This is a genomic window from Ruminococcus flavefaciens 007c (genome assembly GCF_000571935.1).
In the GTDB taxonomy this organism is placed as follows: domain Bacteria; phylum Bacillota; class Clostridia; order Oscillospirales; family Ruminococcaceae; genus Ruminococcus; species Ruminococcus flavefaciens_F.
In genome coordinates, this window is the sequence record NZ_ATAX01000024.1 from 159,611 (window position 1) to 179,431 (window position 19,821).

19 protein-coding genes and 1 other RNA gene are annotated in these 19,821 nt (G+C 40.4%); 8 read left to right on the forward strand and 12 right to left on the reverse strand.

Features of this window, described 5'->3' with window-relative positions:
- Positions 1-4 precede the first annotated feature (4 nt).
- The 5 genes from RF007C_RS08680 to RF007C_RS08700 form a co-directional block, all read right to left on the reverse strand.
- Positions 5-661 (reverse strand): TIGR03936 family radical SAM-associated protein, encoded by a 657-nt coding sequence (locus tag RF007C_RS08680; protein WP_051456600.1) that lies wholly within the window; start codon positions 659-661, stop codon positions 5-7.
- Complete coding sequence (locus tag RF007C_RS08685; RefSeq protein WP_037299149.1) at positions 655-2,496, reverse strand: TIGR03960 family B12-binding radical SAM protein; 1,842 nt, start codon at positions 2,494-2,496, stop codon at positions 655-657. Before RF007C_RS08685 ends, RF007C_RS08680 begins: the two co-directional genes overlap by 7 nt.
- Positions 2,497-2,507: 11 nt before the next feature.
- On the reverse strand, positions 2,508-3,005 hold the full coding sequence (locus RF007C_RS08690) for a hypothetical protein (protein WP_051456601.1): 498 nt from the start codon (positions 3,003-3,005) through the stop codon (positions 2,508-2,510).
- Positions 3,006-3,188: 183 nt separating this feature from the next.
- Positions 3,189-3,581 carry a cytidine deaminase gene (locus RF007C_RS08695; protein WP_019678703.1) on the reverse strand — a complete coding sequence of 131 codons (393 nt, stop codon included), beginning with the start codon at positions 3,579-3,581 and terminating at the stop codon, positions 3,189-3,191.
- Between the two features lie 5 nt (positions 3,582-3,586).
- The gene (locus RF007C_RS08700) at positions 3,587-3,790 is read right to left on the reverse strand and encodes a DUF896 domain-containing protein (RefSeq protein WP_037299151.1); all 204 of its coding nucleotides are present in this window, start codon (positions 3,788-3,790) and stop codon (positions 3,587-3,589) included.
- Between the two features lie 130 nt (positions 3,791-3,920).
- On the opposite strand from RF007C_RS08700, the gene ymfI reads away from it, so the two are divergent.
- From ymfI to RF007C_RS08720, 4 genes are all read left to right on the forward strand, one after another.
- A complete protein-coding gene (gene ymfI / locus RF007C_RS08705) occupies positions 3,921-4,625 on the forward strand; it encodes an elongation factor P 5-aminopentanone reductase (RefSeq protein WP_037299152.1) in 705 nt (234 codons plus the stop codon).
- Between the two features lie 10 nt (positions 4,626-4,635).
- On the forward strand, positions 4,636-5,223 hold the full coding sequence (locus RF007C_RS08710) for an HD domain-containing protein (protein WP_343203235.1): 588 nt from the start codon (positions 4,636-4,638) through the stop codon (positions 5,221-5,223).
- A gap of 190 nt (positions 5,224-5,413) precedes the next feature.
- Positions 5,414-7,360, forward strand: a complete 1,947-nt coding sequence (locus RF007C_RS08715) for an LTA synthase family protein (protein ID WP_037299155.1) — start codon at positions 5,414-5,416, stop codon at positions 7,358-7,360.
- Positions 7,361-7,370: 10 nt separating this feature from the next.
- Positions 7,371-7,760: a thioesterase family protein gene (locus RF007C_RS08720; RefSeq protein WP_037299157.1), complete on the forward strand. Its 390-nt coding sequence runs from the start codon at positions 7,371-7,373 to the stop codon at positions 7,758-7,760.
- A gap of 64 nt (positions 7,761-7,824) precedes the next feature.
- Here the strand turns inward: RF007C_RS08720 and RF007C_RS08725 are convergent, their stop codons facing one another.
- A complete protein-coding gene (locus RF007C_RS08725; RefSeq protein ID WP_037299159.1) occupies positions 7,825-9,276 on the reverse strand; it encodes a S1C family serine protease in 1,452 nt (483 codons plus the stop codon).
- 963 nt (positions 9,277-10,239) lie between these two features.
- Between RF007C_RS08725 and RF007C_RS08730 the strand changes: the two genes are divergently transcribed.
- A complete protein-coding gene (locus RF007C_RS08730) occupies positions 10,240-10,530 on the forward strand; it encodes a DUF1292 domain-containing protein (RefSeq protein WP_019678711.1) in 291 nt (96 codons plus the stop codon).
- An 80-nt stretch (positions 10,531-10,610) separates the two neighbouring features.
- Positions 10,611-10,795, forward strand: a non-coding RNA gene (gene ssrS / locus RF007C_RS16970) — 6S RNA.
- A 47-nt stretch (positions 10,796-10,842) separates the two neighbouring features.
- Here the strand turns inward: ssrS and nrdG are convergent.
- The 3 genes from nrdG to RF007C_RS08745 all read right to left on the reverse strand — a co-directional run bounded on the left by nrdG (position 10,843) and on the right by RF007C_RS08745 (position 14,774).
- A complete protein-coding gene (gene nrdG, locus RF007C_RS08735; RefSeq protein ID WP_037299161.1) occupies positions 10,843-11,343 on the reverse strand; it encodes an anaerobic ribonucleoside-triphosphate reductase activating protein in 501 nt (166 codons plus the stop codon).
- 9 nt (positions 11,344-11,352) lie between these two features.
- Positions 11,353-13,671 carry an anaerobic ribonucleoside triphosphate reductase gene (locus RF007C_RS08740; RefSeq protein WP_037299163.1) on the reverse strand — a complete coding sequence of 773 codons (2,319 nt, stop codon included), beginning with the start codon at positions 13,669-13,671 and terminating at the stop codon, positions 11,353-11,355.
- 248 nt (positions 13,672-13,919) lie between these two features.
- Entirely contained in the window at positions 13,920-14,774 is an 855-nt protein-coding gene (locus tag RF007C_RS08745; RefSeq protein ID WP_037299165.1) for a hypothetical protein, read from the reverse strand.
- Positions 14,775-14,989: 215 nt separating this feature from the next.
- Between RF007C_RS08745 and RF007C_RS08750 the strand changes: the two genes are divergently transcribed.
- Positions 14,990-15,340: a hypothetical protein gene (locus RF007C_RS08750; protein ID WP_019678715.1), complete on the forward strand. Its 351-nt coding sequence runs from the start codon at positions 14,990-14,992 to the stop codon at positions 15,338-15,340.
- 57 nt (positions 15,341-15,397) lie between these two features.
- Positions 15,398-16,051, forward strand: coding sequence for an orotate phosphoribosyltransferase (pyrE, locus tag RF007C_RS08755; RefSeq protein WP_019678716.1), 654 nt, complete (start codon positions 15,398-15,400; stop codon positions 16,049-16,051).
- Positions 16,052-16,239: 188 nt separating this feature from the next.
- Here the strand turns inward: pyrE and RF007C_RS08760 are convergent, their stop codons facing one another.
- The 3 genes from RF007C_RS08760 to RF007C_RS08770 all read right to left on the reverse strand — a co-directional run bounded on the left by RF007C_RS08760 (position 16,240) and on the right by RF007C_RS08770 (position 19,817).
- Complete coding sequence (locus RF007C_RS08760) at positions 16,240-17,451, reverse strand: permease (RefSeq protein WP_037299167.1); 1,212 nt, start codon at positions 17,449-17,451, stop codon at positions 16,240-16,242.
- 67 nt (positions 17,452-17,518) lie between these two features.
- The gene (locus tag RF007C_RS08765; protein WP_037299169.1) at positions 17,519-19,120 is read right to left on the reverse strand and encodes an FAD-dependent oxidoreductase; all 1,602 of its coding nucleotides are present in this window, start codon (positions 19,118-19,120) and stop codon (positions 17,519-17,521) included.
- 13 nt (positions 19,121-19,133) lie between these two features.
- On the reverse strand, positions 19,134-19,817 hold the full coding sequence (locus RF007C_RS08770; protein ID WP_037299171.1) for a 4Fe-4S dicluster domain-containing protein: 684 nt from the start codon (positions 19,815-19,817) through the stop codon (positions 19,134-19,136).
- Between the last annotated feature and the right edge of the window lie 4 nt (positions 19,818-19,821).

A 19,821-nucleotide genomic window follows, 5' to 3' on the forward strand; every position in this document is an offset into this window, starting at 1 on the left:
CGTATCACCTGAAAATCGAATTATCCTCGCATAGAATTGCTCTGCGCACAAATCTTTCGGCCTCGAACATACCGGAACCATTTTTTTTCAGCGCATCGCAGAAAAGCGTAGGATTGTAATTAGTCAGTGTTCCTGCCGGCAGTCTCATAACAATATCAACGGAATTACCGGATCTTGTACATGATATTATCTCCATATCCGGCTTTATATCAACAGTCTTGATGCCTTTTTTGGTCTTCTTATCAATAAGTATTTCGGGAGCAGCGATCAAAGCTTCAACTTCACTGAGTAATTCATCCGGAGAATCTGCGGAAAGTGAGAAGCTGTACTCTGCTTTGGCAATAGCCGTTATTTTCTGCACCTGTTCTGCAACAGATATTATCCCCATTCCTTCGGGCATGACTGCATTTAGTCTGTCTCGTATCTCTTCCATGGACATATTATCGTCTGTAATGTTAAAATCCAGTATCTCACATTCGCTCTCAAAGCCTAATGACAAGGCGAGAGCAAATGAATAATAAGGATGCGGATTAAAGCCTTCCGTATACCATATCGGAAGCCCCGAACGCCTGAATGTTCTCAGCATACAGCGGTTTAGATCGAGATGAGATATGTACTTTGCACGGCCTGTTTTCTTAAAAGTTGCTCTGACTCTCAGCAAAAACATTCCCTCCCAACTTTTTTATTAACACCACAGCCCGAGCATCTGAGACGACAATTCGGCGTAGTTTTTGACTGATGAGCGGTCTTGTTTTCCCTTATAAGGAATTCCTTTGACACAAGATAATCAAGATGATCCCATGGCAGCACCTCATCGTAATCAAAACGACGGTTAGCGTAAAATGACGTATCTATACCGCATTCTTTAAAAGCTTCAAGCCACTTGTCAAAGTGGAAATGCTCTTCCCAGCTGTCGAATTTACAGCCCTTCTTCCATGCAGTATATACAGCCTTGCAAAGCCTTCTGTCGCCCTTTGCAAGAATGACCTCAAGAAGGCTGACATCAGGATTATGATAGCTGACCTTGATCTTTTTGGTCTTTACTGAGTCAAGCAGTAGTTTCTGCTTGTGTTCGATCATTTCTCTTGTATCCTGTGGTTCGAACTGGAAAGGCGTAAATGGCTTTGGAACGAAGGTAGCACAGCTTATGGAGATCTGTACTCCCCTGCCCTTCGGACGGTTCTCAATACTGTAATAAAGATCGATAATACGCTCGGCAAGCTCCGCAATACCGACAATATCTTCATCTGTCTCAGTCGGGAGACCCATCATAAAATAAAGCTTTACGGATGAATATCCACCCTCAAAAGCAATCTTGCAGGTGTTCATTATCTCTTCTTCGCTGACATTCTTGTTAATGACATCACGAAGTCTCTGCGTACCGCCTTCAGCTGCAAATGTCAGTCCGCTTTTACGTACTTTTTTTATCTTTTCAAGCAGGGATTCCGAAAAATTATCAACTCTAAGAGACGGTAAAGAGAGGTTTATACGCTCTTTAACGGTATAATCAAGCAGTTTTGTAAGCATAGGATCTATTTCGGAATGGTCACTGGTACTGAGTGATGCAAGCGAAACTTCATCATATCCAGTGTTTTCACACAGGCATTTCGCCTCTTTGCATATTGTATCGGTATGCTTTTCGCGAAAAGGTCTGTAAATAAAGCCCGCCTGACAAAAACGGCAGCCTCTTATACAGCCTCGCAGCACTTCAACAGAAACTCTGTCCTGAACTATTTCCGTAAAAGGTACAACAAAATTATCAGGATAGTAGACCTTATCAAGATCCCTTATTATCCTTTTTTGTATGATATCGGGAGCACCCTCGGCAGCTTCAACATGATCGATTGTTCTGTCAGACTTATACACAAAATTATAAAACTTAGGAACGTATACTCCCTCGATACGGGCAGCCTTGCGCAGAAAATCATCTTTTGAAGCACCGCTCTTTTTCAATTCAGCATAAAGATCCATAAGCTCAAGATTTACTTCTTCACCTTCACCGAGGATAAATATGTCAAAAAAGTCCGCAAGAGGCTCGGGATTGCACACACAAGGACCTCCCGCAACTACGATCTGCCTGAGCTCCTGAGATCTTTCTTTTGCCAGGATCGGTATTCCTGCAAGATCAAGCATATTCAGAACGTTTGTATACGAAAGTTCATATTGCATGGTAAAGCCGATAAAGTCGAACTCACTGACGGGATCAAGGCTTTCAAGTGCATAAAGCGGTATACCGTTTTCGCGCATTATTTTTTCAAAATCCTCACCCGGAGCAAAGCAGCGCTCACACCAGTAATTCTCCCTTTCATTTGTCAGAGAATATAGAATTTTCATTCCCAGATGAGACATTCCTATATCATATGTATCGGGAAAACAAAAAGCGAAACGAACATCTATCTTGGATTTGTCTTTTATAACACTTCCTACTTCGCCGCCTATATATCTTGATGGTTTCTGAACTTCAAGAAGGTGTTTTTCTATGAGATTTTTAAGCATAAATCCTCCGATCATAATTGTTTATCTGAAGGTATATAACGCGAAAAATCGCCGTACTTCCCTGTCCAGCCGTCAGGCACGAAATTCTCGAAATTTTCCGGTTTCGGAAATTGAGAATACATTATCCTGCTGTCAAAATCAATAAAAAGAGACTTATCATAGTCATTTTTACGGTCGTCATGGGCGATCATTCTAAGCAGTCTGAGTTCATCAGCTGAATATCTGCATTTAAACAGATGGCCGAGAAAATGACTTGCAGTATCATCGTTTAATACCTCTATTCCCCATCTTTTTCTGCAAAACTGCTCGAAAGTTCCTTTATCTGCTTCAAACAGTGCTAAAGACTTGCCGCTGCGCTCGTAGAGTGTTTTCCATACTGAATACAGCTTTTTATAATCCATCTTCCACAAGTTCTTGGGAGCAACATACCATTCAAAATGCTTTTTGTAAATAACACCGACAATAATATTTTCACCGTATTTAGGTAAAACCTTTTCTATCTGTTCCATAATGTCCGACAAGCTCCTTTTCAAAACATATCATATCAAATAATCGAACACCCGCTTATATTACGAATGTTCATGGTTATCGTTAAAAATTTCTGATAACGCCGAATCACACCTTACTGCTCGTCACCGATATGAGAAGTTCGTTACAGCTTCACTTATCGCCGAAAAATATGTATATTTCAATCATTTAAGATTTTCCTTTGAAAAGCGTAAAGGAAAGAATTCCGAAAGGAAGTGTTCACCGTCTGCAAGAACAATTTTCATGTCGTCACCGCAGAACTCGCCAAGAACTTGCAAACAAGCCCCGCAAGGACTGCACGGTGTTGAAAAGTCGCTGTTATTGCTTCCGGCAACAGCAATAGCTGAAAATTTTTTATAGCCCTCTGATACTGCCTTGAACACAGCTGTTCTTTCAGCACAGATAGTGAGGGAATACGAAGCATTTTCGATATTGCAGCCTGTAAAAAGCTTTCCGTCCGAAGTAAGTAGAGCTGCGCCGACTGAAAATCCCGAATATGGAGAATATGACTTCTCTGCTGCTTTTACTGCAGCATCAAAAAGCTCACTACTGGTCATATGTTTCACCTTCCCTTGCCAACTTTTTTCTTTTTTCCGTCAGGTGTCATGATATATGTATTCTCAAGCTGAGCGGCAAGATTACCTGTAACCGCTCTGCGATACTCGTTCCTGAGCTCAGTCTGCTCAGCTTTTTCAGCTTCTGTCAGGCCTTCAGCCTTTGATTTCCTTGCCAATTCGTTTATACGATCAATTTTTTTCTGTTCCAAATCCAACACTCCCAGATTAATATATTATATATTGTAACATGAATCACGTCTAATTTCAAGTACAATACTGGATTTTTACGTGAATATATGTTATAATAAATGCAAATACAGCATTTTTAAGGAGGAAAAAATGAGATCAGCACTTGTTACAGGCGGAGCAGGCGGCATAGGCGAAGCGATCTGCCGCAGACTCGCGGAAGATGGTTTTGAAGTATACGTGAATTACGCTCATTCCGAAGAAAAAGCACTTAAAATCGCAAAAGAGATAAACGGAAAAGCCATACGTTTTGATGTCTCCGGTAAAAAAGAAGTTGATTCTGTATTCTGTTCCATTGGTCATCTTGATCTGCTCGTAAATAATGCAGGTATATCTGAAATCGGGCTTTTCACCGATATTTCTGATGATATTTCCGAAAAGATCCTCAATATCAACCTGAAGGGCGCTATGAACTGCGCAAGAGCAGCATTAAAAAATATGATAAAAGAACACAACGGCAATATTATAAATATTTCATCGATGTGGGGACAGTGCGGAGCCTCCTGCGAAGTGGATTATTCTGCTTCCAAAGCAGGCATGATAGGCTTCACCAAGGCACTTGCAAAGGAAATCGCTCCTTCAGGCATAAGAGTAAACTGTGTTGCTCCCGGATTTATTATGACAGAAATGAACAGCCGTTTTTCCGAGGAAGATCTTTCCCTTATACTTGAAGATATTCCTCTTGGAATATTCGGTAAACCTAAGCATATTGCCGATGCGGTATCTTTTCTTGCATCCGATAAATCTGAGTATATAACCGGACAGGTTCTTGCTGTCAACGGAGGAATGGTGATCTGAGATGATTGATATGAATGAAAGACTTTGCAAACAAATAAACTTCGTGCTTGAACTTGATAAAATGAAAAATCTTTACCGCCAGACCTATGTTCTGCATGAAGACAGGAAGGAAAATGATGCGGAACACAGCTGGCATCTTGCTGTAATGGCTTTGCTTCTGTCTGAATACGCTGACAAGGAGATAGATACAGTAAAAGTAATGAAAATGGTTCTGCTTCACGATATCGTTGAGATAGATGCAGGCGATACATATTGCTATGATTCTGAGGGGAATTCTACCAAAGCCGAAAGAGAAGAAAATGCAGCTCAAAGGATATTCGGTTTACTTCCGCATGATCAGAAAGATATATTCTATGGGCTTTGGAGAGAATTTGAGGACTGTAAAACCAATGAAGCACGATTTGCTGCTGTTCTTGACCGACTTCAGCCTTTAATGCTGAATTATACCAAAAAAGGTATATCATGGAAAGAACACGACATTTACAAGGAGCAGGTAATGAACCGAAACAAGGATTACTTCGGCGAATCGGAAGAACTTGCAAAGCTCATAAAGTCAGTAATAGTTGATGCTGCTTCAAAAGGTTGGCTCAAGATATAGTATCATCAAAATAGACAATTTTTACACTTTATTACCGTGCACAATTACTAATGCGCTGAATTTCGTGAATAAATGATGATATTTTTTCTCAAATCTTGAACTTTCGTCCTGATTATGATATATTTATAATATGTATTTAAAATAAGAAACATAAGATATTTTATAAAAATATAGAAGAAGGATGATGATAATGCCGAAAAAGTCAATAGTGAGCACTCGGAAAAACGAGATAAAAAAAGACGAAACGCTCATTAAGGACTCTGCCGATCCGATTGAAGCTGCTCTTGAATCGGTAGAAACAAAGGAAAACAAAAAGATACGTTTTCCCAAATTACATAAATTCAATGAGAAAAGAGAAAGAAACACAGAAAAGTATAAAAAATTCAATACTTTCCTGATGATAATATTTCCTGTATTTATATGCTGCATGGCTGAAATAACACAATCCAAGAGTCTTTCGTCATGTCTGAACTTTTTTACGGGCAGACCAACCGTTTTTGTCTTTGGTATTCTGCTGACAGCTTTAGTTTTCGTATTCCTGCTGAGTATTTTGAAAAAAGGCTGGGTAGCAATGCTTGTTCACAGCTTTATTTTTACTGCTCTTAGCACAACAGAGCTGTTTAAATACGGAACCAACGGCAACCACCTGATACTTTCCGATATGAAGCTGGTAAAAAGTGTTAAGAGTCTTACCTCATTTGCATATATAAAAATTACACCAAGACTGATAATCTGTTACCTGATAGTTATTGCTTTTCTGCTTATAGCTATGTACTTCAATCCTAAAATAAAGGCTTCGCCTCTGAAGAGAGTAACTGCGTCATGCGCTTGTGTGCTTCCTGTTACAGCAATGATAGTTCTTCCCTCGTTTTATAAGCCTGTATACAGGACTTTCAAGCTTGACACCACAGATGCTACAAACACATTCAAGCTTAATGAAAAATTTGAAAATAATCATTTTCTTGCATTTCTTATACAGACGGCCACTGAAAGCTACTCCAACAGACTCGTTGTACCCGAAGATTACAGCGAAGAGTATATTCAGGAAATAATGGACATACCTGTCGATACCAACGAGGATTTCAACGGAGGCAAAAAGCCAAATGTAATCGTTGTAATGAGCGAATCTTATGCAGATTTCCGTGCTTTTGACCAGTTGGATATTGATAAGAAGTACTATAAGTATTTCGACAGAGCTATTTCCGAAGGTCAGGGAGGTATCGCCATAACTCCTACCTATGCAAGCTGGACTGTCCGTTCGGAATTCGAGCTTCTTTTCGGACTTCCTGTAAGAGGTCTGAATACACCTAATATGCCTCAGCGTGAGCTTGCTGACCGTGAGCAGCCCGCACTTGCACAGTATTATAAAAGCTGGGGATATGAGACAATATATGTTCATCCCTTCCAGAGCGGATTCTACAGCAGAGCAAAGATATATGGACATTTCGGCTTCGAGAAAATGATCTATCATGATGATTATTCTCATACCACCGATTTTACAGTACCTGTTGAACATTTTGGTACTTACGTTGATGATTCGACTGTATTCGATCAGATAATTTATGAGATTAAGAACTCCGATAAGCCGATATATCTGCATACAACTACCATGCAGAATCATCAGCCATATAATCAGGGTGATGATCCAGATGATGAATTCGGCAATTATCTGACCTGGATAGAGCATACCAATCAGGGACTTAAGAAGTTCCTTGATGAGCTTAAAGAAATAGATGAACCGACGCTGGTATTCTTTGTAGGAGATCACTTCCCTTCTCTCAGAGGAGAAACAAGTGTTTATAATCAGCTTGGTCTTACAGGTGAAAACTGTTCTCCTCTGTATCAGCAAAAATACTTCTTCTGGAGCAATTATAATGCTGATTTTTCATACATACCCAAAAATGAGACTTCGTTTTTCTATATTCCGTATATTATTCTTAATATAATTGATGCTCCGAGAGATGCCTTTATTGAGAAAATGAATAACTATATGAATGAATTACCTGTGTATTCTTCGGAGTATAACAGCGAAATTCCAAAGAATGACGAACTCGACATACTTACAATAGACAGAGTTGTCATGGAGGAATTTTCACCTTCACCTATTCCGGAAGAAGAACTGTCAACTCATAATTAAGGAGATTGAAATGAAAGATATTACAATAGGTCTTACAGGTACATCAGAGCTAACAGTTTCAGAGAATGAACTGGCCAAAAATGTTGGCAGCGGCAGCCTTGAGGTTTTTGCAACGCCTGTTATGATAATGCTTATGGAAAAAGCTGCCTGCAGCTGTATTACAGAGTACCTTGAAGGTGACGAAACCACTGTTGGAACGGAAATGAATGTCAAGCATACTTCTGCTACTCCAAAAAATATGAAGGTTTGCGCCGAGGCCGAGCTCCTTGAAGTAAACGGCCGTGAATTGATCTTTTCGGTGAAAGCTTATGATGAAGCCGGCGATATAGGCTCCGGAATACATAAGAGATTTCTTGTGTACGGTGATAAATTCATTCAGAAAACATATTCAAAAATATAAATAATAAAAGCTCCAATAGATTCTATTGGAGCTTTTTTATCTTATAAATAAAATTGATTACTGTTTAATTTTCAACAGTTCTTGAATTATCCTTCATGAATGCCCTTTGTTTTTCAGAAAGATACTTCTTTTCCTGAAGAACGACCTTGAACTTCAAATCCTTACCTTGTCTGGAAACTGTAATATTGATTGTATCTCCTGCTTTGAACTTATTGATAACTTCCTGAAGCTCCTGGTGTGTTGCGATCGCTTCACCTTCGATATCAATTATTACATCGCCGACCTGGATTCCGGCCATTTCAGCAGCACCGCCCTCCTGGACAGTGTAAACATATACACCAACAGGAATATTCCAGTATCTCGATTCGGCCTCGCTGATATCATTTGTATATACGCCGATCTGAGGCCTTCCGGTAACGTATTTATAATTTATGAGGTCATCAATGATGCCTTTTGCTTCCTTCATCGGAATAGCGAAGCAAAGCCCTTCTACACTTGCCATATTGCTGCTGTAACTTGATGACATTTTTGCTGAATTGATTCCAACAACCTGTCCACAGCTGTTAAGAAGGGGGCCTCCGGAATTGCCGCTGTTTATAGCTGCATCCGTCTGAATAAGACTCATTTTCTTTTCATTGATATCGATCTTTCTGTTAAGTGCGGAAACTATTCCGCTTGTAACTGTACCAAAAAGGTCAAATCCGAGAGGATTACCGACAGCAATAACCAATTCGCCGACACGAAGCTCGTCACTGTCACCAAGTTCCGCGGGTTTAAGACCGGTCTCGTTAACTTTCAGCACGGCGATATCTGTTTCGGGATCGTAAGCGATAATATTTGCTTCATGCTCTGTCTCATCACTGAAAAGGACAGATACCTCAATAGCTTCACCTGCGTTATAGTTTTCATCATATACAACATGAGCGTTTGTAACAATATATCCATCATCTGAAATAATAAATCCTGTTCCGGTTGCTCTTGCCTTCTGGGGCTGAGGCTGAGAATTCCATCCCCAGATACTGAAAGACTGCTGAGGCGTAAATTCAAATGTCGAAGCAACTCCCACAACCGAAGGCATAATAGAATCAACAATATCCGGAAGAGGTTTTGCATCTGCTCTTGAAGCAAGCTCAATCAAGCTTGGCATCTTCTCTTTTTCGTCATTTTCTGTAGGTTTTATTTCATCTACTTTATTAACAACAGTCTTGTTTGTACTTCCAGAAAACTCTGCAAGCTCATCTCTTGTTTCACGAAGAAATTTTATTACCTTTACTCCTCCGGCACCAACAATAACAAGTGCAAGTACACCGGCTAAACACTTCCAAAAAGTATATGAACGCTTCTTACTCTTTTTCTGTGAGTTTTCCGAAGTAAATGTATACGAACCAGAATCAAATTGCTCATTACTGTTATTTAAATCACTTGAATGATCCGATCTGTAATCATTATAATCCTGATCGTTTTTTCTCCAATTATTAGAGCCGAAACCATCCTTGTCATCATAATTATCCGACATCTCGTTCATCCTTTCCGCATAATTAATCATTATAATATATTATAACCATTTTTGTGATAATTATATGATAACATACGGAAAATCAAATCATAATGGATATATATTATTGCTAAATAAAACCCAAAGCCCCGATCACATGATCGGGGCGGTGTTACTATTCAATTTTATATAAGCGACTTTCATCACTTTGCTAAATTACCCTTTGGACTCACCCTTTCGGATCAGATTTTTAATGTGTACCTATTTTTCATTGTACATCAATCCTTTAAATAAAGTAATCAAGCTTAATAAAAATTCTCCATTGGAATCACCTATAAAGTTGTATTTATCCGTTACGGTACACATCCGCTCCGAATATCATGCAAGATCATAAAGTAATAACCTAAATTCTCATTGGACTCAACCTTTACTTAAATATTTTCAGTATATCTAAAGACTACTGTCGAAATTTCAGATAACACTGTATCGGAATAATTTCTTAACATGAAGCCGTTCAGATCTACAAATCAATTACACGTCAGCCTTATAATCAGATATATAGCATTTAATGAGCTTTATCAATGGAACAAGCACGAAGCCTATATTCCCTACTTTCTTTCCGATTACTCAGCAAGCCCGCCGGCTTCATTACTGTAAATTGAATTTCCTTCCATTGGACTCACTCTCCCTTCCGCATAAAATCATTTACATTGAGGCGTTGCCTCAGTCCAAGTAAATATAGCTTGGAAAACTCTGTTGAGCTCTCCTTTTCTTTGATTATATATTACCACATCTTATGTGCAATGTCAATAGTTTTCTTTAAACTCGCACACTATTTTAATGTAATTCGGCATATCCAACAAATAACAAAATCCCAAATTATGCAATCTGACTATTATATTCTCCTTGTTTTTCCACTTGATTTTTTTGTTATATTAGTGTATAATGTTATTTGTAAAGAAAAAGCCTGTGAGGTGAATGAATATGTCGGAAATGAATGAATTTACGCCTGATCTTTTCGAGCTTATCGATGAAGAAGGAAACAAAAAGCAATTTGAACTTTTTGACATTGCAGAGATCAATGGAGAACAGTATTTTGCAATGCTTCCCGCTATCGAAGATGATAATTTCCTTGATTCAGACTGTGAGCTCGTTATATTAAAGTCTGTTGAAGAAGATGATGAAGAAATACTTGTTTCTATTGACGATGAAGATGAATTTGAAACTGTATCATCATATTTTATGGAAAGATTACAGGATGCTTTTGAAGAGTGATACGATCATATTTTAATCATTTTACATAAAAATCTATTGATTTTTTGAAATCTTTGTGCTATAATAAATATACAAAAGAAAATATTCTGCCTTGTTCGAGTAATTATAGTTTTTATAATCCAACACATAATCCTAGGGAATTCGACTCCGTATGTGGACTGCAGACCTCCCGCCCTGCGGAAGAAGGGAGCGAGAAGCATAAGGGCGTTTACCCACCTGCTTCGTGCGGGTTTTATGCACTATATGACGGCAAGGCGGATTTTTTACACAATTATAAAAGCGGTTTCCGTTACATCGGAAACCGCTTTATTTTTATGGTTCGCACTCGATTGCTTTTCCTTCTTTATAAGAAGTCTGACAGTCAATAAAGCGCTGATTCGAACTTCCTCTGAACTTTATTTCCCAGTCCTTCTGTGCAAGGATAAAAGGTCCGTCCACAAGAAAATCTGTTACAGATAAAAGTTCGCCCCAATGATTATTTTGGTGTCCTTCAAAAAGCTGCTCAAAAGTGTAGCCCGTATATGTCACGATATTAAGTCCAAGCTTTCTGATCTCTTTTCCGAGTTCTGAAAGAGCTTCTGCCTGACAAAACGGTTCTCCTCCACTGAACGTCACGCCGTCCAGCAGCGGATTTGATCTTATCTTTTCAAGAAGCTCCTCAGTCGTTATAATACTTCCGCCGTTGAAATCATGAGTCTGAGGATTATGGCAGCCCTCACAGTTATGAGGGCAGCCCTGTACAAATATTGAAAATCTTATTCCCGGTCCGTCCACAATAGAATCGTTAACCGTTCCGGCAATCCTGAGTTCCATTATATCACCTTATACATTATGCTTTACTCGGTCATGCTCTTCGGCACGCTTACCGTTGTTAAAACGATCAAGTGTACCAACAAGATAACCTGTAATACGGCGTATCCTGTCAAAAGCAACATTGTTTGAATGTTCTTTTCTGCCGCAACAAGGACAGGTTTCGCCTATGATTCCTGTGTATCCACAGCAAGGATCACGGTCAACAGGATGGTTTATTGCGCCATATCCTATTCCGGACTCCTTCATGCAGCGAACTATCTTCTCAAATGCGCTGAGATTTTCAAGCGGATCACCGTCAAGCTCGATATAGCTGATATGACCTGCGTTTGTAAGCTCGTGATATGGAGCCTCTATTTTGATCTTGTCAAATGCGCTTATAGGATAGTATACCGGTACATGGAAAGAGTTTGTGTAATATTCACGATCTGTTACGCCTTCGATGATTCCGTACTTCTTTGCATCCATACGAACAAATCTGCCAGAAAGTCCTTCTGCAGGAGTTGCAAGAAGTGAGAAATTAAGACCTGTCCTCTTGGATTCTTCGTCAAGGCGCTTTCTCATGGCCGAAACGATCTCAAGACCAAGTTCACGTGCTTCTTCACTTTCGCCGTGATGTACACCTATAAGAGCCTTTAATGTTTCTGCAAGACCGATAAATCCAACGGAAAGTGTTCCGTGCTTAAGCACCTCACCGACTGTATCATCGGGAGCAAGCTTATCGGAATCGATCCATATTCCTTGTCCCATAAGAAAGGGGTAGTTTCTGACTCTCTTCTGAGACTGGATATTGAAGCGGTGCATGAGCTGATCAATAACAAGCTCCATCTTCTCTTCAAGCATTTCAAAGAACAGGCCAACGTTATGATCTGCCTTTATTGCAAGACGAGGTAGATTTATGGATGTAAAGCTGAGGTTTCCTCTGCCTGTAACGATCTCTCTTGAAGGATCATAGTTATTTCCGATAACTCGTGTACGACATCCCATATATGCGATCTCTGTATCAGGATTGCCCTCCTTGTAATACTGGAGATTATACGGTGCGTCAATAAACGAGAAATTCGGGAAGAGTCTCTTTGCGGAAACTCTGCAAGCAAGTTTGAAAAGATCATAGTTAGGATCGGTTGAATTGTAATTAATACCGTCCTTGATCTTGAAAATATGTATCGGGAAAATAGGAGTCTCGCCGTTACCGAGACCTGCTTCCTGTGCAAGGAGAACGTTCTTTATTACCATTCTTCCTTCGGGAGTTGTATCTGTTCCGTAGTTTATCGAACTGAACGGAGTCTGAGCACCTGCACGGCTGTTCATAGTATTGAGATTGTGTATAAGTGCTTCCATAGCCTGATAAGTAGCTCTGTCTGTTTCCTTTTCAGCATTTCTTGTAGCGAAAGCCTGAATTTTCTCAGCAGTTTCCTTATCGGTATACTTCAGCAGCAGTTCCATCTCTTTTTCTTTATATCCGTTATCATTGGAAAGAACAGGCTTAAGTCCGGAGTTTTCGAGGATTTCTTTCTTTATCTCATCAACAACATCAAATTCGTTCTCGACACCGCCGATAAGCGAAAGAGCCCTTGCAACATTCTGAGTATAACGTGCAGCATATGTTTTCTTTACACCGTCTGCCATCGCGTAATCAAATGTCGGTATACTCTGACCGCCATGCTGATCGTTCTGGTTCGACTGTATAGCAATACACGCCAGAGCTGAATAGCTTGCAATATCATTAGGCTCTCTGAGGAATCCATGTCCCGTAGAGAAGCCGTTTGTGAAAAGCTTCTTCAGATCTATCTGTGTACAGGTTGTAGTCAATGTATAGAAATCGAGATCATGAATATGTATATCCCCCTCGCGGTGAGCCTTTGCGTGTGCGGGCTCAAGAACATACATCTCATAATACTCCTTAGCTGATACCGATCCATACTTGAGCATGGTTCCCATAGCGGTATCGCCGTCTATATTAGCGTTTTCACGCTTTATGTCACTGTCTTTTGCGGGGCTGAAGGTAAGCTCATTGAGTACGCACATCAGATTGGTTTTCATCTCACGAGAGCGTGTACGCTCATAACGATAGAGAATATATGCCTTTGCAGTTTTTGCGTGGCCTTTTTCAATAAGAACTTTCTCAACAAGATCCTGAATCTCTTCAACAGTGGGAGTCTTTCCCGGATTTTGCTCCTCGTAAAGTCTGCAGACCTCAACGGCAACGTCCATTGCCACATTGAAATCCGTGCCCCCCCGAGCTTGTGCAGCCTTGAAGATAGCGTTTGCGATCTTCTCTATATTAAAAGGAACTTTTCTTCCGTCTCTTTTAATAATATGGATTATCATTTCTTTATCATACCTCCAAACACAATATATAGTGTCTGTCTTTCAATTGCTCTAATGTATAGTATAAAGCATTAGAGGGCAGTTGTCAATGTGATACCTGTACAATCACCATGCGAAATAATCTGATTTTTTTGTGATAAAAGTGCATAAATCATTTATTAAAATAGATTTAGGCTATATTTCGGCGTTTAAAAGCGGTCTACAAAATGTAGAAAGCCTAACACTATATATAGTGTTGGGCTTAAAAATTATACAGTATGACAAAGTATATAATCAGCTAAAGTTTTATATGCTGCTTCTGACAGAACACCTGTTTCGGCGTTCCGGTACTGTTCCGAGATCATTCCGTCAACACCTTTAAGTGCTGTGTTTGTGTCAATACAATATACATTATTTGTATTGGCGATCGTAAGCAGTTTGGTATTGAACTCGTTAATGGCTGAGTTGCTTACAGCTGTATCATCATTCCTTACGGGAGGCAGCTGCATTATATAGATATCAGACTCCTTCAGGTATCCTCTGAGATTCTTTACAAGCTCTGTATAGCTTGCTATCATATCATCAACAGACGACTTGCCTATATCGCTTCCGAGCATTATATAAACGTTCTTCGGCTTTTTGATCTGAATAGTTTCATAAGCTGTTTTTGAACCGTACGATGACTCTATTACTGTTGTATTGCAGCTTACAGCGCTCAGCTGATCACTTGCGACAACATCCTTTAAACCTGTGTACTTAGCCATATCTATCAGTGTAGAATCAGTAATGATACAGCATGATTCAAAATACGACGCATCCTTTGCCTCTGACTGTGCGATAGGATTAGTTACCGAAAGACCTCCGGCTTTACCTGTCGGATCACCATCTTCAGTCTTTTCACCGTTATCAGGAACAGTAGGATCATCATTCTGTTCTTCCACAACAACATTGCCAAACTCTTCATCAAAGAAGTTTTCATTAAAATTAGCTGCTAACATATACAGTACAAAAAAAGTTGCAAACGATAGGACAAATATCAAAAGCAATACCCAGATACTGAATTTGACCTTTGGTCGTCCTCTTTTTTTATTGGAGATCCTTGTTATACTTTTCTTTTTAGCCATATTTTCTCCTGACTCATCAGAGAGCTGCCGAATTACGGTATTCGGCAAACCGAGATATTGCCGGGTGGCATATGAATATATTATACCTCTTTTTTGCATTTATTTCAAGTGATTTATGTCATTTTTCCAAGTTTTTTATTTTCTTATTATAACACTTGAATTATCTTCTGAAATAGATTATAATTATAGTATAACTTCGTAAGGAGGGATAATCTATGATACATTGTGGAAAAACCATGTTGAAGGGCTTGTTCAAGATCGAGAAACGTGGTATTCCTACAAAGGGATCTTCTCTTGTATATCCCGTTTCGACATTCTATGACGGACTTGAGAAGCTCTGCGAAGTTCCTGTTGACACAACTCTTGGTTATTATTGTTCCGAATGCGGTATGCTCATAGGTATATTCCCTGTAACTCATCCTACCGGATTTGCGGGCAAATTCAAACAGGATATTGATGACAATATTGATATTCTGCCGAAAAAGGTTTGCACAGAATGCGGAGCAGAGATCGATGTTGATTATCCGAGATGTCCGTTTTGTGGCCATATATACGAAGCAATATAAAAATGTCTATAACCTGTGCAATACAGGATATTAAAATACATAACGGAGGTTATTAAAATGACTTACAAGGAAAGTTTTATAAAATTCATGGTGGACTGCGGTGTCCTCACCTTCGGAGAGTTCACTCTGAAAAGCGGCAGAAAAGCTCCGTATTTTATCAACTGCGGAAATTACAAAACAGGAGCTCAGCTTGCTAAGCTCGGTGAATACTACGCAGAGTGCATAAATGCCAATAATATCCCTGTTGATACGCTTTTCGGCCCTGCTTATAAGGGCATCCCTCTTGCGGTTTCGGCTGTAGTTGCACTGAGCAATAAATTCGGCATCGATGTTTCATATTGCTTTGACAGGAAAGAGGTAAAAGACCATGGCGAGGGCGGAATGTTTGTAGGAAAAAATCTTACAGACGGAGAAAGAGTTATCATCATAGATGATGTAATGACTTCTGGAAAGGCTCTCAGAGAATCAATGCCAAAGCTTATGACAGCAGCCGATGTAAATGTTACGGGTATGGTTATAACTGTTGACCGTATGGAAAAAGGAACAGGAGAGCTTTCAGCTGTTCAGGAAGTAAAGCGTGATTTTGGTGTTATAGTATATCCCATTGTTACAATGGAAGATATAATAGACGCTATAAAGAATGATATTGTTTCGGGTAAGGAATATCTTGATAAAATGCTCGAATACAGAGAGCAGTACGGTGTTAAATAATTTCTCGGAAAAAAGAGCGGGAGCATTCTTATCTTAATGCTCCCGCTCTTTTTTGTAATCTGAAACTCACGGCTTTGCCGTGAGTTACTTATTAAAATATTACATTCATTGGCGTATAATACTCATTTATATAATTAATCCCTCTGAAGCATAATTGTAAGCTTCAGAGGGAGCTTTATCATGGAATATTATTTGAATAGTATAATAAGGAATTGCGAAACAAGTACAACAGAGATAAGAGCAACGGGATATGTAGCTGCATATGCAGAAGCAACATTCTCTGTACCTGCAGTGCTGATCAGTGTTCCAAGAGCAGGAGTAGATGTCATACCGCCTGTGATAGAGCCAAGATTATTGAGAAGGCTCAATTTCAATACATATTTTGCAAAAAGGTAACCTATTATCATCGGTACGATAGTCATTATCATTCCATAGAGGAAATATACTGCATCAAAGTACTGAACAAATTTTGCTCCGCCTGATACACCTGCACCAATGAGGAAGAACATAAGACCAAGCTCGCGAAAAACCTTGAGTGTCGAATCCTTCGGCATTACCGAGAACTTGCTGATACGTCCGAAATGCCCGAATATAAGTGATACCAGCAGACATCCTCCCGTTGTCGAAAGTGAGAAGTTGCCGAACTTGAACGAACCTATTATTATACCGAAAAATGCAGCCATTGCAAACGGCATAATGCCAAAGCTGTCCATTTCGATGAGCTTGAACATTTTCTTTTCTTTTGTGTCCTTTTTAGCGGTAGGAGCAAGCTTTTCTCTTTCCTTTGCCATATCAGCCTTTGCAAGCTTTGGAATTATCTGAACAAAGAGAACAACACCAATAACGCCAAAGATATATGCTATGGCATAACCCACGGAAACGATACTCTGTAAATGGTCGCTTCCCACCGCATCCTTGGCAGCCGAGAAGCCGGGGGTGCTTGTAAGAGCACCGGAGAGTATACCCGTGAGCATTGCCGTAAATTCTTCGTTGGAAAGGTCTGTGAAGTTCCTGCCGACCATGATACAGCCTGCGCAGGCAAGTCCGCCGCTTAAAATAATTATTACTGCAAGAATTACATAGGATTTGAAGTTTTTCTTGAAATTTCCGAAGAAATTAGGTCCCGCAATAAATCCGACAGCTGTAACAAAAAGTATGAGTCCGAGATTATCAACTATTTTCAATGCATTGCCTACAAAATCGGTATTGATCTCTTCCGAAAGCTGCTTATAGAAAACGCAGCCATAGATCAGGGCTACAATAAATACACCTGCGGTACCGAGAGAAATGCCTTTTATTGTAATTCTTCCAAGTACATATCCAAGAGCAGCAATGGCAATAACCGAGATCATAAGGAACGAAACACCATGGATCGAAAGGATCCCATTAAACATATCCATTATTTATCACTTGACTTTCTTTTATAATAACATACTTCGGGACGCTTTGATAAGCGTCCCTTTTCTTTTATTTCTTTCTTGCATAATGAGGAAGCAGCATGGGAGAAGCAACTTCACTTGCAGCTCCGCAAACCTTAAGCTCATTATTGAATTTTTCTATATGCTCAAGAGTAAGCTTTTCAGGAACAGCAGTCTCCTTAGCCTTGGCTGAAGCATATATACCTGCATTTCTGCCGAAAACAATAACATCAAGGAGAGAATTGCCCATAAGACGATTGCGTCCGTGTATTCCGCCAGCAACCTCACCTGCTGCATAAAGATTTTCAACACCTGTAGCGCAGTCATCAGATATATCAAGTCCGCCGTTCTGATAGTGAAGTGTAGGATAAACAAGTATAGGTTCTTTTCTGATATCAATACCGTATTTACCGAACATTCTCATCATCGCAGGGATACGCTTTTCTATTGTGCCTTCGCCGTGTATGTACTCAATCATAGGAGTATCAAGCCAGATCGCTTTTCCGAGATTTGTCTCAATACCCTTGTCGTGTGCTGTACATTCGCGGATAATGGAAGCAGCTGTAACGTCACGGGTCTCAAGCGGATGCATGAATACATCACCGTCAATATTTACGAGCTTAGCTCCCAGCGAACGAACCTTTTCGGTAACGAGCGCACCGAAGATCTGCTCAGGATAGCCTGTACCTGTTGGGTGATACTGAAGAGTATCAGCGTAGAGAAGCTTAGCTCCTACTCTGTAGCCGAGGATAAGTCCGTCAGCAGTTGCACCGTAGTGATTGGAAGTCGGGAAGCCCTGATAGTGAAGACGACCTGCACCGCCTGTAGCGATGATGACTGTCTTAGCTCTTGCAACGAGAAGCTCCTTTGTCTCCATATTCATGAGTACAGCACCTGCTGCCTTACCGTTTTCATCAAGTATTATCTCAACAGCAGCAGTAAAATCAATTACAGGGATACCGCGATTGATTACTTCATCACGGAGAGTACGCATGATCTCAGCACCTGAGTAGTCCTTTGCAGCGTGCATTCTCTTGCGTGAAGTACCGCCGCCGTGAGTAGTAACCATTGTGCCGTCGGACTCCTTGTCAAACTCAACGCCAAGTTTATTGAGCCACTGGATAGCCTCAGGAGCCTTTGTAACCAGCTTCTTTACAAGCTCGGGCTTTGCAGCGAAATGTCCCCCGCCGAAAGCGTCGAGAAAATGTATCGCCGGAGAGTCATTTGGCTTGTCAGCAGCCTGAATTCCGCCCTCAGCCATCATTGTATTAGCGTCGCCAATACGAAGCTTTGTAACTATCATTGCCTTTACGCCGGCCTCGTCAGCTTCGATAGCAGCTGATGCACCTGCACCGCCGCCGCCGATGATAAGTACATCTGTATCATAATCTGGAGCTGAAAGATCAACATCGGAAGCACTGATACGGCTCTTGCCCTGAAGCAGAGCAGCGAGCTGTGTTGGAACTTTATCTCCCTTATTTACACCTGCAGAGAGCACTGTAAATTCATCCTGCTTGTAATCGGGGTGGAAGTGAGCAAGGAGCTCATCCTTCTCTTCAGCTGTCATACGTCTGGGTTCAAGAGCTGCATTTTCCGCTCTCTTGGCAGCAACTACCTTTGCAAGCTCGTTAAGTTTATCAATCTTGTACATTACTCTCTCCCCCTTACTTCTCGATCTCGCGGTGGTTGTACATATCTTTGATCTCTTCGATATTATCAACCGCCTTTGTCATAAGTTCTTCGATCTCCTTATCGAAGATACCTTCGTTTACTTCCTTTACTCTATCGGAGAGATGTCCGCACTCGGGTTCAATGTACTTGCCGTTAAGACGTCTTGCAAGCATAGCTACCTGTGGGTGGGAAATACCTGCGGGACATCTTGATGAACATACTCCGCACATTACACAGTCAAAGCTTTCCTCAGCACATTTGTCGTACTCGCCTCTCTGAGCGTATGCGATATACTGCATAACATTCAGTTCCTGAGTACAAGCTTTAGTACAGGCATTGCAGCCGATACAGCTGTAAATCTCAGGATAGAGCTGCATCATTATCTGTTGTGTGGGTTTTATCTCTTCAATGTTATAAATTCTTTTTTCAAGAGGGAAGAAAGGAAGTGTAGCGATATACATACCTTCCTGAATTTCAGTCTGACAGGCAAGACATCCGTGAAGCTCTATCTCGCCCTTTATTCTGTATATAGTTGCACAAGCTCCGCAGAAGCCGTTTCGGCAGCCGCATCCTCTTACAAGGTCGTAGCCTGCATATTCCATAGCTGTCATTATTGTAAGACCTGCGGGCACTTCGTACTTCTTGCCGAACAGGTAAACATTCAACATATTATCCATGCGA